The sequence below is a fragment of the Streptococcus sp. KHUD_011 genome, from assembly GCF_046352925.1.
Classification (GTDB): Bacteria; Bacillota; Bacilli; order Lactobacillales; family Streptococcaceae; genus Streptococcus.
Genome location: NZ_CP157578.1, coordinates 222813 through 238173, shown reverse-complemented (window position 1 = coordinate 238173; position 15361 = coordinate 222813). Strand labels below are relative to the sequence as shown.

Here is a 15361-nt window from a genome sequence, read left to right as displayed (position 1 = left end):
TTGCATCTTATTTTACTAAGTGCTATACTGATGATAGAAATTTATTGATTGGAGAATCATTATGAGAAAAATACCATCTCAAACTGAGAAAAAAATGGTTTACAGCATCCGTTCCCTCAAAAATGGAACTGGTTCTGTCCTTATTGGAGCAAGCCTTATTCTGCTTGCCATGGCTACACCAACTATCTCAGCAAACGAAAATACACCAACCACTAACGAACCCAGCAACAGAAATACGACCTCCCTTACTCAACCTCTTACTGATGCAACAAACATCGCTGGCAAGAACGAAAGCGATTTTTCTTCACCCGATAGTGCAAACGCTTCCCTAAAGAAAACAGAAGAAAAACCTGCAACAGAGCCAACTACTCCTGCTGCAACTCCCGCCGATTCAGCCCCACAAACCGGACAAGATCGTTCAAGTGAACCAACTACTTCTACGAGTCCAGTAACGACTGAAACTAAGACAGAAGAGCCAATCGAAGACAACTACTTCCGCATCCATGTCAAAAAACTCCCTGAAGAAAACAAGGATAGTCAAGGACTATGGACTTGGGACGATGTTGAAAAACCTTCTGAAAATTGGCCGAACGGAGCCTTGTCCTTCAAGGATGCCAAAAAAGATGACTATGGCTACTACCTAGATGTCAAATTAAAGGGAGAACAAGCCAAGAAAATTAGCTTCCTCATCAATAATACAGCTGGGAAAAATCTAACCGGCGATAAATCAGTAGAAAAACTGGCACCAAAGATGAATGAGGCTTGGTTGGACCAAGATAACAAGGTTTTCTCTTACGAACCACAGCCTGCAGGAACTGTTCGCGTCAACTACTACCGCACAGATGGCAACTATGACAAGAAATCTCTCTGGTACTGGGGAGATGTGAAAGAGCCAAGTAGTGGTGAATGGCCTAACGGAACAGACTTTACGGCTACAGGCAAATATGGTCGTTATATCGATATTCCACTCAAAGATGCAGCTAAAGACCTTGGATTTTTATTACTAGACAGAAACAAACAAGGAGACGATGTGAAAATCCGTAAAGAAGATTATAAGTTCACAGATTTAAAAAATCATAGCCAAATTTTCCTCAAAGACGATGATGAAACCATCTACACCAACCCCTACTATGTGCACGATATCCGCATGACAGGAGCCCAACACGTAGGTACTTCTAGCATTGAGAGTAGTTTTTCAACACTTGTCGGTGCTAAAAAAGAGGATATCCTCAAACACTCTAACATCACTAATCACCTAGGAAACAAAGTAGCTATTACTGATGTTGCAATAGATGAAGCTGGTAAGAAAGTGACCTACAGCGGAGATTTCTCGGACACAAAACATCCATATACTGTTAGCTACAATTCCGACCAATTCACTACCAAAACAAGCTGGCGACTTAAAGATGAGACATACAGTTATGATGGCAAACTTGGAGCTGACTTAAAAGAAGAAGGAAAACAGGTTGATTTAACCCTTTGGTCACCAAGTGCTGATAAGGTTTCTGTCGTTGTCTACGACAAGAATGACCCTGAAAAAGTGGTTGGAACTGTCGCTCTTGAAAAAGGGGAAAGAGGAACTTGGAAACAAACTCTAGATAGCACAAATAAATTAGGAATCACAGATTTCACTGGCTACTATTATCAATACCAAATTGAACGTCAAGGTAAAACTGTTCTTGCACTCGATCCTTACGCTAAGTCCCTCGCTGCTTGGAATAGTGATCTTGCAAAAACAGACGCTTCCCATAAAGTGGCTAAAGCTGCCTTTGTAAATCCAGCTAAACTAGGACCTCAAGACTTGACTTATGGTAAGATTCGCAACTTCAAGACCCGTGAAGATGCCGTTATCTACGAAGCTCATGTGCGTGACTTCACTTCAGATCCTGCCATTGCAAAAGACTTGACCAAGCCATTTGGTACCTTTGAAGCTTTCATTGAAAAACTAGACTACCTCAAAGACTTGGGTGTAACCCACATCCAACTCCTTCCAGTCTTGTCTTACTACTTTGTCAATGAATTGAAAAACCATGAACGCTTGTCTGACTATGCTTCAAGCAACAGCAACTATAACTGGGGATATGACCCTCAAAACTACTTCTCCTTGACTGGTATGTACTCAAGCGATCCTAAGAATCCAGAAAAACGAATCGCAGAGTTTAAAAATCTCATCAATGAAATCCACAAACGTGGTATGGGAGCTATCCTAGACGTAGTGTATAACCATACAGCTAAAGTCGATATCTTTGAAGATTTAGAACCAAACTACTACCACTTTATGGATGCTGATGGTACACCTCGCACTAGCTTTGGTGGTGGACGCTTGGGAACAACCCACCATATGACCAAACGGCTCCTAGTTGACTCTATCAAATATCTGGTTGATACCTACAAAGTAGATGGATTCCGCTTCGATATGATGGGAGACCATGATGCCGCTTCTATCGAAGAAGCGTACAAGGCTGCACGCGCCCTCAATCCAAACCTCATCATGCTGGGTGAAGGTTGGAGAACCTATGCTGGTGATGAAAACATGCCTACTAGAGCTGCTGACCAAGATTGGATGAAACATACCGATACTGTCGCTGTCTTTTCAGATGACATCCGTAACAACCTCAAGTCTGGTTATCCAAATGAAGGTCAACCTGCCTTTATCACGGGTGGCAAGCGTGATGTCAACACTATCTTTAAAAATCTCATTGCTCAGCCAACCAACTTTGAAGCAGATAGCCCTGGAGATGTCATCCAATACATAGCAGCCCATGATAACTTGACCCTCTTTGATATCATTGCCCAGTCTATCAAAAAAGACCCAAGCAAGGCTGAGAACTATGCTGAGATTCACCGTCGTTTACGACTTGGAAATCTCATGGTCTTGACGGCTCAAGGGACTCCGTTTATCCACTCTGGCCAGGAATATGGACGTACCAAACAATTCCGTGACCCAGCCTACAGAACTCCTGTCGCAGAGGACAAACAACCAAATAAATCTCACTTGTTGCGTGATAAGGATGGCAATCCATTTGACTACCCTTACTTCATCCATGACTCTTACGATTCTAGTGATGCTGTCAACAAATTTGACTGGACTAAGGCTACAGATGGGAAAGCTTTCCCTGAAAATGTCAAGAGCCGTGACTATATGAAAGGGTTGATTGCCCTTCGTCAATCTACAGATGCCTTCCGACTTAAGAGCCTCCAAGATATCAAAGACCGTGTCCACCTCATCACTGTCCCAGGACAAAATGGCGTGGAAAAAGAGGATGTAGTGATTGGCTACCAAATTACTGCTCCAAATGGGGATATCTACGCAGTCTTTGTCAATGCGGACGAAAAAACTCGCGAATTTAATCTGGGAACTGCCTTTGCCCACCTTAGAAATGCTGAAGTTTTGGCAGATGAAAATCAGGCAGGACCAGTAGGAATTGCCAACCCGAAAGGACTTGAATGGACTGAAAAAGGCTTGAAATTAAATGCCCTTACAGCTACTGTTCTTCGAGTCGCTCAAGGCGGAGCCATCGTTGCCCCAGCTGTGGAAGAAAAATCAGAATTTGACCTTTCTAGCTTAAAACAAGAACAAGGGCAAAATAATGACCAAGGTACTATTTCAAACCGAGTAGTCAAACCTGAACATCAAGATCCAGCTCCACAAGTTAGACCTGACTCTACTAAACCAGATGCTCCTAAACCAGATGCAAAAGTAGCTGATGCAGAAGATAAACCTAGCCAAGCTACAACTGATTCACAAACCACACAAACTTCACAACCAGCGCAAGAAGCACAACCATCATCTGTAAGTGAAGCCGTTCAAAACGAATCAGTAGAAAATCCTAGCAAGGAAAATAAACCTGCACCCCTAGCTAAACAAGCTGAACTTCCAAATACAGGAACTAAAAACGATAACAAACTCCTATTCGCAGGAATCAGCCTCCTTGCCCTTCTCGGTCTCGGATTCTTACTAAAAAACAAAAAAGAGAATTAAACTAGCCCTCCTATAGAAAAATCCTCCGAGCATTAATGCTCGGGGGATTATTTTTTGTACAATATTTGTAGTTATAATACATTTGATTAGTATTTTTTATTAAGCCTCTTTCATGGCAAAATAAGACCGTACTTTGGGAGCCACTTGCGTTCCGAAAAGTTCAATAGCTCTCAGAACCTGATTATGTGGCATAGAACCAAGCGGTAGATGGAGCATGAAGCGGTCCAAACCTAAATCCTCTATCATGCGAATCAATTTTTCTGCCACCTGTTCTGGATTGCCTACAAACATAGCACCATTTGGTCCGACCTGTTCAAGGTATTGTTCATAACGCAATTCCTGCCAGTGCGGACGGTCTTTGGAAATAGCATCCACCACTTGCTTGGTTGGATGGAAATAATCTTTCACCGCCTGCTCGCCATCTTCAACAATCCAACCCCAAGAATGAGCTCCCACTTTCAGGTCTTTTTCTGCATGACCGGCATCCCTACCGATCTCACGATAAGCCTGAATCAACTTTTTAAAATAACGAGGGTTACCACCAATAATGGCATAGACAATCGGTAGGCCTGCCTGAGCAATCTTCACTGTTGATTCGACATGACCACCTGTCGCTATCCACAAGGGTAATTTTTCCTGAACTGGACGAGGATAAACTTCTTGACCAGAGATTGTTTGAGTCAATCGCCCTTTCCAGTCTAGCCTTGTCTTTTCATTGACTAACTGGAGCAAGTCTAATTTCTCATCAAAAAGGGCTTCGTAGTCTTTCAAATCATATCCAAATAAAGGGAAAGATTCCGTGAAAGAACCCCTTCCAGCCATAATCTCCGCACGTCCATTTGACAAAGCATCGATAGTGGCATACTGTTGGAACAAACGAATAGGGTCCATGCTTGAGAGAATGCTGACTGCACTGGTCAAACGGATTTTCTTGGTATTGACTGCTCCAGCTGCCAGAACAATCTCTGGGGCTGATACCGCAAAGTCTTCCCGATGGTGCTCACCAATTCCATACACATCCAAACCAAGCTTGTCAGCCAGCTCAATCTCCGCCACCAACTGGCGAATTCGTTCAGCATGACTGTAAGTCTGCCCAGTCCTTTCAAGCGCCGTTGTTTCTCCAAATGTTGAAATTCCCAATTCTACCATTGTGATTCTCCCCGTCTATTTCTTTCCTGCAATTTGAAAAGTTATTCTAACACGAAACTTGAGTACAAGCAACCAATTTGCTCATAAGAAAAAGCCTAGATAACTAGACTTTTTTTAGTTTATTCTACCGTTACTGACTTAGCAAGATTACGTGGTTTGTCCACATCAAGTCCACGGTGGAGTGTTGCAAAGTAAGCGACCAATTGCGTTGGTACAACCATTGAAATCGGTGAGAGGTAAGGGTGTACAGTCGTAAGGATGATATCGTCTGTATCTTTGGCTACATTCTCTTCTGCGATAGTGAGAACCTTGGCACCACGGGCTACCACCTCTTGGATATTTCCACGAGTGTGGTTGGCAAGAACTGGATCTGACAAGAGGGCCAAGACAGGCGTTCCTTCTTCAATCAAGGCAATAGTCCCGTGCTTGAGTTCTCCTGCCGCAAAGCCTTCACACTGGATGTAAGAAATCTCTTTAAGTTTGAGACTTGCTTCCATAGCTACATAGTAATCTTGACCACGCCCGATGTAAAAGGCGTTGCGAGTTGTTTCAAGAAGCTCACGAACCTTGGCTTCAATGTCTTCTTTCTCTGAAAGAGTTGATTCGATAGACTGAGCTACGATTGACAACTCATGAACCAAATCAAAGGCTTTCGCTTTGGCATTTCCATTTGCTTCTCCGACTGCTTTTGCTAGGAAGGCAAGAGCTGCGATTTGCGCTGTATAAGCCTTAGTTGATGCCACGGCAATTTCAGGACCTGCGTGAAGGAGCATGGTATGGTTGGCTTCACGTGAAAGGGTTGAGCCTGGTACGTTTGTCACTGTCAAGCTTGGGATTCCCATTTCATTAGCCTTAACCAAAACCTGGCGACTATCCGCTGTTTCACCAGACTGGCTGATAAAGATGAAGAGTGGTTTCTTGCTGAGAAGTGGCATACCATAGCCCCACTCAGATGAAATTCCAAGTTCAACTGGTGTATCTGTCAATTCTTCCAGCATCTTCTTAGAAGCAAATCCTGCGTGGTAAGATGTTCCAGCCGCAAGAATGTAAATACGGTCTGCGTCTTGAACAGCCTTGATAATAGCTGGATCTACGACAACTTGACCAGCCTCATCTGTGTAGGCTTGGATGAGTTTACGCATAACCGTTGGTTGCTCGTCGATTTCCTTAAGCATGTAGTAAGGATAAGTTCCCTTGCCGATATCTGACAAGTCAAGCTCAGCAGTATAGCTAGCACGCTCACGACCATTACCATCATAGTCTTGAACCTCTACACTATCAGACTTGACGATGACCAACTCTTGGTCATGGATTTCCATGTACTGGTTGGTCTCACGAATCATAGCCATTGCGTCTGAGCAGACCATGTTGTAGCCTTGTCCAAGACCAATCAAAAGTGGTGATTTATTCTTAGCCACGTAGATAACTTCAGGATCTTGTGAATCTACCAAGGCAAAGGCATAAGAACCACGGATGATGTGAAGAGCTTTTTTGAAAGCTTCAAGAACTGACAAGCCATCTTCTTCCGCAAATTTTCCAATCAAGTGAACAGCGATTTCCGTATCAGTTTGTCCCTTGAAGTGGTGACCTGCAAGGTATTCTTCCTTGATTTCAAGATAGTTTTCAATCACCCCATTGTGTACCAAGACAAAACGTTCTGTCTCAGAGCGGTGTGGGTGAGCATTGTCCTCAGTTGGTTTTCCATGAGTTGCCCAACGAGTATGTCCGATACCAGTCGTTCCCTCAACACCAGCTGTCTTAGCAGACAATTCTGCAATACGGCCTACAGCCTTGACTAGATGGTTTTCAGCGCCACCTAGGACAAAAATCCCCGCAGAATCATAACCACGGTATTCGAGCTTTTCAAGCCCTTGAATCAAAATATCAGTTGCATTTGTGTTTCCAACAACACCAACAATTCCACACATAGTATATACGACACAGGCAAGCTGTGCTTTCTCCTTAAAATTGGTATAGTCTAATTCCTCTTTTATAGAATCAGCAAAAACAGTATATACTTGTTTCTTTCACTTGTCAAGAGTAAAAATTGGTATAGTTCAAATCAACTTCCTGAAATCAAAAAAACTCTGACCAATTAGGATAATCAGTCAGAGTCCTTTTTAAAATCCATTATTGTCGCTTAATTCCTTGAACCAGTGCCCTGATTTTTTCAGACGACGTTCTTGCGTTTCCAAGTCTAATTCGACCAAACCATAGCGATTTTTATAACTATTGAGCCATGACCAACAATCGATAAATGTCCAAATCAAGTAACCCTTACAATTGGCTCCGTCTTCAATAGCACGGTGAAGTTCACCAAGATGACCTTTTACAAAGTCAATACGGTAATCATCTTGAATCATTCCATCTTGACGGAATTTTTCTTCCCCTTCAACACCCATGCCATTCTCTGTCAACATCCACTCGATATTACCATAATTTTCCTTGATATTTTGGGCAATGTCATAAATCCCTTGCTCATAAATCTCCCAGCCACGGTGAGGATTGATTTTACGTCCAGGCATCACATAAGGCTCATAAAAATGTTCTGGTAAGAGTGGACTCTCTGGATGCTTAGCAAATCGAGGCGCCATAACACGCAAAGGTTGATAGTAGTTGACACCGAGGAAGTCCACCGTATTATTACGAATGAGTTCCAACTCTTCCTCCGTAGTATCAGGTAAGAGGCCGTGTTCATACAAGATTTCTACCAATTCCTGTGGATAAGTCCCCAAAACAGACGGATCTAAGAAAGATTGGGCCTGAAAAAGATCCGCAATACGAGCAGCCTTGACATCAGCAGGATGCTGGCTACGTGGATAAGCCGGTGTCAAGTTGAGGACAATCCCGATCTTGGAATTAGGCAAGAGTTCATGACAGGCCTTTACTGCCCGACTGCTAGCCAATTGTGTATGATAGGCTACTTTAACGGCTGCCTCTGCATCCACCTTATGTGGATAATGAGCATCATAAAAATAGCCAAATTCTACAGGAACGATTGGCTCGTTAAAGGTAATCCATTGATCCACTAGATCTCCATAAGTCTTAAAACAAAAACGAGCATAGTCTTCATAAGCTGAGACAGTCGCCTTATTTTCCCAACCATCGCCATCTTCTTGAAGAGCAAAAGGCAGATCAAAATGATAGAGATTGACTAAAAGACGAATCCCTTTAGCCTTAATAGCATCAAAAACCTTACGATAGAAATCCACACCTTGAGAATTGACTTCCCCACGTCCTTGTGGAAAAATCCGAGACCATTGAATAGAAGTCCGAAAGGCTGTGTGCCCAGTTTCTACCAGTAGCTCGATATCCTTTTCCCAGTTTTCATAAAAGGTCGATGTCTTATCTGGACCAATCCCATTATAGTAGCGATTTGGCTCCACTTGGTACCAATAATCCCAGAGATTATCTCCTTTACCATCACCAGCTACACGTCCTTCTGTCTGTGGTCCAGAAGTAGAGGATCCCCAGACAAAATCCTTTGGAAATCTTAGCATACATTTACCTCTTTATCTACTCATTTTTCCCATTATACAGAAAAAACAAGGTAAAAACTAGTTACATTTTTTCCTTGTTTTTCTTCTGATTATAGTTTTTATTTCTTGCTGAGGATTTCAAGCGTTTCAAGTAAGTTATCTGCATGAACTTCGATGGTGTCACCAGTCGCTTTAATCTTGACTTCTACGATGCCATCGGCTGCTTTCTTCCCAACAGTGATACGGATTGGCAATCCAATCAAGTCACTATCGCTGAATTTGACTCCGACACGTTCATTACGGTCGTCTGTCAAGACTTCGTAACCAGCTCCCATCAAGCTTGCTTCAAGCTTTTCTGTCAAAGCTTGCGCTTCTTCGTCCTTGACATTGACAGTGATCAAGTGAACATCAAATGGTGCCAATTCTTTAGGGAAGTTGATTCCCCAAGCGTAACGGTATTCACCTTTTGGCGTTTTATTAACAAAGAGGCGAGCGTGTTGCTCCATCACTGCTGAAAGGAGACGGCTGACACCGATACCGTAACATCCCATGATAATTGGCACAGCACGGCCATTTTCATCCAAAACATCTGCTCCCATGCTTGCTGAGTAACGAGTGCCGAGTTTGAAGATGTGACCAATTTCAATACCACGCGCAAAGTTAAGGACACCTTGTCCGTCTGGTGAAATTTCACCCTCACGAACTTCACGGATATCCACATATTCTGCAGTAAAATCACGACCTGGGTTCACACCAGTCAAGTGGTAGCCATCTTCGTTAGCACCCACAACTGCATTACGAACATCTTGCACTTTACGATCTGCAATGATTTTAACATTCTCTGGCAAACCAACTGGGCCAAGTGAACCAAATCCTGCTTGCACAACATTTGCCACTTCTTCTTCGCTAGCAACGTCAAAGAAATCTGCTCCCAAGTGGTTTTTCAACTTAACTTCATTAAGCTGGTCATTTCCAACTAGAAGGGCTGCAACAAGCTCACCATCTGCCATGTAGAAGAGAGTTTTAATTGTTTGTTCTTCTGGAACGTTGAGGAAGGCTGCAACTTCATCGATTGATTTAACATCTGGTGTTGCAACACGACTCACTTCTTCTTCAGCAACGACACGGTTGCTTGGTTTGTACTCGTTTGTTGCCATTTCCAAGTTAGCCGCATAGCTAGATTCACTTGAGTAAGCAATGGTATCTTCACCAGAGACCATCCATTTGAGCAATTCTGCCTTGATTTCTTCTTGCACTTCTGCAGGAATTTCGTCAAATGAGGCAACTGACTTGTCCAAAACAACCCAGCGGTCAAGGTCCGTACGGGCAGGTGTAATGGCCATAAATTCTTGGCTGTCCTTACCACCCATAGCTCCACCGTCACCGATGATAGCCTTGAAATCTAAACCACTACGAGTGAAAATACGCTCATAAGCAGCCTTGTACTCATCGTAAACACTGTCCAAGCTATCATAGTTAGCGTGGAAACTGTAAGCATCCTTCATGATGAACTCACGTGTACGAAGAAGTCCATTACGTGGGCGTTTTTCATCACGATACTTAGGCTGGATTTGATAAAGGTTAAGTGGCAATTGCTTATAAGACTTAACAGAATCACGGACAATAGCTGTAAAGGTTTCTTCGTGAGTTGGACCTAGGATAAAGTCTGATTTTTCACGGTTTTTTAGTTTGTAAAGGTCCTCACCATAAGTTTCGTAACGACCTGATTCGCGCCACAATTCTGCACTAAGAAGGGCTGGAGCCAACATCTCAACGGCACCAATCTTGTCGAATTCTTGGCGCATGATATTTTTAGCTTTTTCAATCACACGGTTGGCAAGTGGTAGGTAAGAATAAACACCTGCTGATACTTGACGAACATAACCAGCTCGCAACATAAGAGCGTGGCTGATAACTTGAGCATCGCTTGGCATTTCGCGAAGCGTTGGGATAGGCATTTTACTTTGTTTCATAATATTCCTCGATTATCTAAAAAAGAGTCGCATGATGTCATTCCAGGTCACAGCAATCATCAAGACAACCATGATGACCACTCCGGCCAAGGTGACATAGGTTTCAATTTCTTGTTTCAATGGTTTGCGGCGGATAGCTTCTAGGATATTGAGCACAATCTTACCACCATCCAAGGCTGGAATCGGAATAAGATTAAAAATCCCAATATTGATAGAAATCACTGCCAAGAAGTACAAGACATTCTCAATTCCATTTTTAGCAGCATCACTACTTGCCTTAAAGATAGCAACAGGGCCACCTAGCTTGTTCAAATCCGGTTGGAAAATCAGATTTTTAAGGGCTGAGAGAATTCGGAGAGCTGAGTCAGCAGCAGTTGTAAAACCACCTACAAACATGGATAGAAAATCTGACTTAATCCCCGGTTGAACACCTAGAAGGTAACGCCCTTGACTTTCTTCTGGGGTAACCGTTACTTGTTTGTCACTACCATTTTCAGAAATAGTCACATCCAAGGTCGGAGCCGTCTTATCTTTGGTTTCTGTTTCCACGGCCTGAATCAAACTTTCCCAGTTGCTAACCTCATGTGAGCCAATCTTGGTAATTTGTGCCGTTTCTGGTACTCCCACCTTAGCCAAGGCCCCTTGGGGCATAATATGGAACTGGTTGGTATCGACATCTCTGACACCACCCTGCATGAAGATTAAAATCCAGAAAACAACGACACCTAAGATAAAGTTGTTCATAGGGCCTGCAAAATTAGTAATGAGTTTCCCCCAGATAGTCGCATTTTGATATTGAACATCTAAAGGTGCAATCCGAACCTCAGTACCATCTGCTTCCACAACCGTTGCATCGTGATCCACTGCAAATGTTTTTTCTTCTTCCAGAACCAAGCCCTTGATAAAGAGCTTGTCTTCAAAATCAAACTGGGTCACCTGCATAGGAAGAGCTGTTTGATCCAATTTTTTACCTGAAAGATTGATGCGCTTAACCTTACCATCATCAGCAAGAGTCAAACTGACAGGAGTTCCTGTCTTGATTTCAGTTGTATCATCACCCCAACCGGCCATGCGAACATAGCCACCCAGAGGCAAGATTCGAATGGTATAGGCCGTTCCATCCTTGCCAATGTGAGCAAAGATTTTGGGACCCATACCAATGGCAAATTCACGCACTAGAATCCCTGATTTCTTGGCAAAGTAGAAATGTCCGAACTCGTGCACCACTACAATAATCCCAAAAACCAGAATAAAGGTTAAAATTCCGAGCATAGTATTTCCTCCGTCTTTTGATTAAAAGAGTCCAAACAAGTGCATAATTGGAAATACAAGCAACATACTATCGAAACGATCCAAAACACCACCATGTCCAGGAATAAATTTCCCAGAATCCTTGACACCAAAGTGACGCTTGATCGAACTTTCTAGTAAATCACCAAATTGTCCAGCAATGCTAAAGAAAATAGCAAAGACTGACATCTTGTAAATTCCATACGGAAGAGCAACTGTACTGTCAAACATCATAAAGATGATGCTTACTAAAATAGCACCTAAAATACCACCCAAGGCACCCTCAAAGGTTTTATTTGGAGAAACTGTCGGAGCTAATTTTCGTTTACCATAGTTCATTCCTACAAGATAGGCACCACTGTCTGTCGCCCAGACGATACACAAGGCTAAGAGAGCCTTATCTAAACCTGCAACGCGAGCATCTAGTAAAGCATTAAATCCAAAGCCTACATAGAAACTCATAGCAAGAGGGAAAACAGCGTCCTCAATCGTATAAGACTTGCTAAAAACGGTCGTTCCTAACATGATTGAAATCAACACACTATAGGCAACCACATTCCCATCAACTGGTAAAAAAGTCAGGTAATTCTCCAAAGGAATGGTCAAGGCAAAGGTTGCAAAGAGGGTCAAGAGGCCCTCCATGGTCATGGTCTCTAGACCTCTCATCTTCAAAAGTTCATGCATTGCTAGCATGGCTATGATTCCAATTGCTATCTGAAGCAAGAGTCCCCCAATCATTAAAATTGGTAGGAAAATAGCCAGGGCAATCCCTGCAAACAAGGTTCTTTTCTGTAAATCCTGTGTCATATTTCCTCCTAAACTCCTCCAAATCGACGATGACGACGATTATAGGCAAGAATGGCTTCCTGCAAGGCTTCCTCGTCAAAATCGGGCCATAAGGTATCCGTAAAATAGAGTTCACTATAGGCTCCCTGCCAAGGAAGGAAATTGCTCAAACGCAATTCTCCACTAGTCCTGATAATCAAGTCCGGATCTCGTAAGTCCTTAGGCAAATGCTGGGTAAAGAGATAGTTGCCAATCAATTCCTCTGTGATGTCACCTGGGTTGATTTTGGCATCTAAAACATCCTGAGAAATCAACTTAAGAGCCTGTGTAATCTCAGCACGTCCACCATAGTTGAGGGCAAAATTAAGAATTAATCCTGTGTTGTTCTTAGTTAGTTCCTCAGCCTTGGTCAGAGCTTCAAAAGTTTGCTTAGGCAGGCGGTCTGTCTCCCCAATCATTTGAATCTTAACATTATTCGCATGCAATTCTGGGACATAATTATCATAAAACTCTACTGGCAAGTTCATGATAAACTTGACTTCCTGATCTGGACGGGTCCAGTTTTCTGTAGAAAAAGCATAGACCGTAATAACCTTAACGCCTAGTTTGTTGGCTGCCTTGGTCACAGTTTGCAATGCTTCCATGCCCGCCTTATGTCCGAAGACTCGCGGTTGCATACGTTTTTTAGCCCAACGGCCATTGCCATCCATGATGATGCCGATATGAGCAGGAACCTGTGTCGGAACCTCTACTTCCACAGCCCTATCTTTCTTAAAAAATCCAAACATGATCTTATTCCTATTCAAAAATCTATCGTTTCATTATACCATATTTCCCTATTTTCTTCTATCACTAAGCTATTTATACTCTTCGAAAATCTCTTCAAACCACGTCAGCTTCACCTTGCCGTACTCAAGTACAGCCTGCGGCTAGCTTCCTAGTTTGCTCTTTGATTTTCATTGAGTATTATTCTCAGGCACCAAGCCCATTTTTCAAAAAAATAAGCCGCCTGATTGGGCGACTCTATTTTTTATAGGGAGATTATTATGAAAAAGTTTTAGGAGTTTAAGTTAAGGTCTTCTTAACTTATGGACTTAGTATACACTTCCTAGCTTAAAGTTTCCTTAAGTATTTTTTAAAATCAAATTTTTCCATTTCTCCTGCCAATTTTTCTTGGATAGACGTGTTCGATAGAGAACCATTCGGTCTTGATTCTCTAAAAAATGAGGAGTTGGACGAACTTGAAAATTCAAAATATCCTCCAAACCGTATGGAGTAAAGAGTTCCAAAGCGGATTTTTCATTCAAGCGCAGTCCAACAGCCGTACATCGTTCTGGATACTTACTCATAGCATCACAAGAGCTGCTATAGGGAGCAGTATGAGGGCTGTGCTGGTGCATATAGACCTGATTTTTCAATTCCCACTGATACTGAGGAAAATCCGCTCTCAACTTTTTCTCTAGGAACAAGGTTTCCTCATAAGAAATATCCGGATCAAAGAAAATCACATCTACATCTGTTTCAAGATCAAATGCTGGTCTCTCTGACAAGAGATTCCAGATAAAATTTCTGACAGAACCTGCTGCCAACCAAGAATCTTTCAGACCAAGGTTTCGGATGATAGTCAAAATAGCCATCATATCCGGATTTTCTCTGAAAGAGTCTAAAATTTCAGCCTTATTTTTCAATATATTCATACCCTAAATGCTCATATGCCTTAGCAGTCGCCACCCGTCCAGAACGTGTCCGCATGATAAAACCTTTTTGAATCAAGTAGGGCTCATACATGTCTTCAACTGTCTCACGCTCTTCTGCTATGTTAACAGAAAGAGTTCCTAGACCAACAGGACCACCACCGTACATCTCAATCATGGTGCGAAGGATTTTCTGGTCCACATAGTCCAGACCTTCATGGTCAACATCCAGCATAGTCAAAGCCTTATCAGTAATAAGATCATCGATAACCCCATTCCCTATAATCTGGGCAAAATCGCGCACGCGTTTGAGGAGACGATTGGCAATACGAGGGGTTCCACGACTACGTAGGGCTAATTCAGATGCTGCCTCATGAGTGATTTCCATCTCAAAAATATCTGCCGTCCGCTCAACAATTTCCGTCAAGTCAGCATGGGCATAATACTCCATGTGACCTGTAATTCCAAAACGTGCCCGTAGCGGATTTGAGAGCATACCAGCCCGAGTCGTCGCACCAATCAAAGTGAAAGGTGGCAACTCCAAATGAACACTGCGACTGCCTTCACCAGCCCCAATCATGATATCAATGTAGAAGTCCTCCATGGCACTATAAAGCACCTCTTCCACTGACATTGGCAAACGATGAATCTCATCAATAAAGAGAACATCCCCAGGCTCTAAGTCATTCAAAATCGCTACCAAATCACCGGCTTTTTCAATGACTGGACCCGAAGTCTGCTTGAGATTGACACCTAGTTCATTGGCAATAACAAAAGCCATGGTCGTTTTTCCCAAGCCTGGAGGGCCAAATAAAAGCACATGATCCAGCGCTTCATCCCGCATTTTGGCAGCTTCTATAAAGATTTGAAGCTGGTCCTTGACCTTATCCTGCCCAATATATTCACGTAAATACTGAGGACGGAGCGTGCGTTCTACTAACTCCTCGTCCCCCATTATCTCATTATCTAAAATTCTACTCATGTTTCCATTATATCAAAAAACCAAGC

Annotated in this window: 10 protein-coding genes; 1 reads left to right on the top strand and 9 read right to left on the bottom strand. The window is 42.8% G+C overall.

Annotated features, from left to right (window positions below; genetic code table 11):
* Window positions 1-61: 61 nt before the first annotated feature.
* On the top strand, window positions 62-3982 hold the full coding sequence (locus tag ABKJ27_RS01220; protein ID WP_410011873.1) for a pullulanase: 3921 nt from the start codon (window positions 62-64) through the stop codon (window positions 3980-3982).
* A gap of 99 nt (window positions 3983-4081) precedes the next feature.
* On the opposite strand, the gene ABKJ27_RS01215 is transcribed toward ABKJ27_RS01220, so the two are convergent.
* The 9 genes from ABKJ27_RS01215 to ruvB all read right to left on the bottom strand — a co-directional run bounded on the left by ABKJ27_RS01215 (window position 4082) and on the right by ruvB (window position 15335).
* Window positions 4082-5131 (bottom strand): LLM class flavin-dependent oxidoreductase, encoded by a 1050-nt coding sequence (locus tag ABKJ27_RS01215; protein ID WP_254753649.1) that lies wholly within the window; start codon window positions 5129-5131, stop codon window positions 4082-4084.
* Window positions 5132-5250: 119 nt separating this feature from the next.
* Complete coding sequence (gene glmS, locus ABKJ27_RS01210; RefSeq protein ID WP_410011872.1) at window positions 5251-7059, bottom strand: glutamine--fructose-6-phosphate transaminase (isomerizing); 1809 nt, start codon at window positions 7057-7059, stop codon at window positions 5251-5253.
* 192 nt (window positions 7060-7251) lie between these two features.
* On the bottom strand, window positions 7252-8631 hold the full coding sequence (gene bglA, locus ABKJ27_RS01205) for a 6-phospho-beta-glucosidase (RefSeq protein WP_410011871.1): 1380 nt from the start codon (window positions 8629-8631) through the stop codon (window positions 7252-7254).
* Between the two features lie 98 nt (window positions 8632-8729).
* Window positions 8730-10583 carry a proline--tRNA ligase gene (locus ABKJ27_RS01200; protein WP_410011870.1) on the bottom strand — a complete coding sequence of 618 codons (1854 nt, stop codon included), beginning with the start codon at window positions 10581-10583 and terminating at the stop codon, window positions 8730-8732.
* A gap of 12 nt (window positions 10584-10595) precedes the next feature.
* Window positions 10596-11855 (bottom strand): RIP metalloprotease RseP, encoded by a 1260-nt coding sequence (gene rseP, locus ABKJ27_RS01195; RefSeq protein ID WP_410011869.1) that lies wholly within the window; start codon window positions 11853-11855, stop codon window positions 10596-10598.
* Between the two features lie 21 nt (window positions 11856-11876).
* Complete coding sequence (locus ABKJ27_RS01190; RefSeq protein ID WP_410011868.1) at window positions 11877-12680, bottom strand: phosphatidate cytidylyltransferase; 804 nt, start codon at window positions 12678-12680, stop codon at window positions 11877-11879.
* Between the two features lie 8 nt (window positions 12681-12688).
* Entirely contained in the window at window positions 12689-13447 is a 759-nt protein-coding gene (locus tag ABKJ27_RS01185; protein ID WP_049501812.1) for an isoprenyl transferase, read from the bottom strand.
* Window positions 13448-13783: 336 nt separating this feature from the next.
* The gene (locus ABKJ27_RS01180; protein WP_410011867.1) at window positions 13784-14356 is read right to left on the bottom strand and encodes a nucleotidyltransferase family protein; all 573 of its coding nucleotides are present in this window, start codon (window positions 14354-14356) and stop codon (window positions 13784-13786) included.
* A complete protein-coding gene (ruvB, locus tag ABKJ27_RS01175) occupies window positions 14337-15335 on the bottom strand; it encodes a Holliday junction branch migration DNA helicase RuvB (protein WP_023946759.1) in 999 nt (332 codons plus the stop codon). The genes ABKJ27_RS01180 and ruvB overlap by 20 nt, the downstream gene beginning before the upstream one ends.
* Between the last annotated feature and the right edge of the window lie 26 nt (window positions 15336-15361).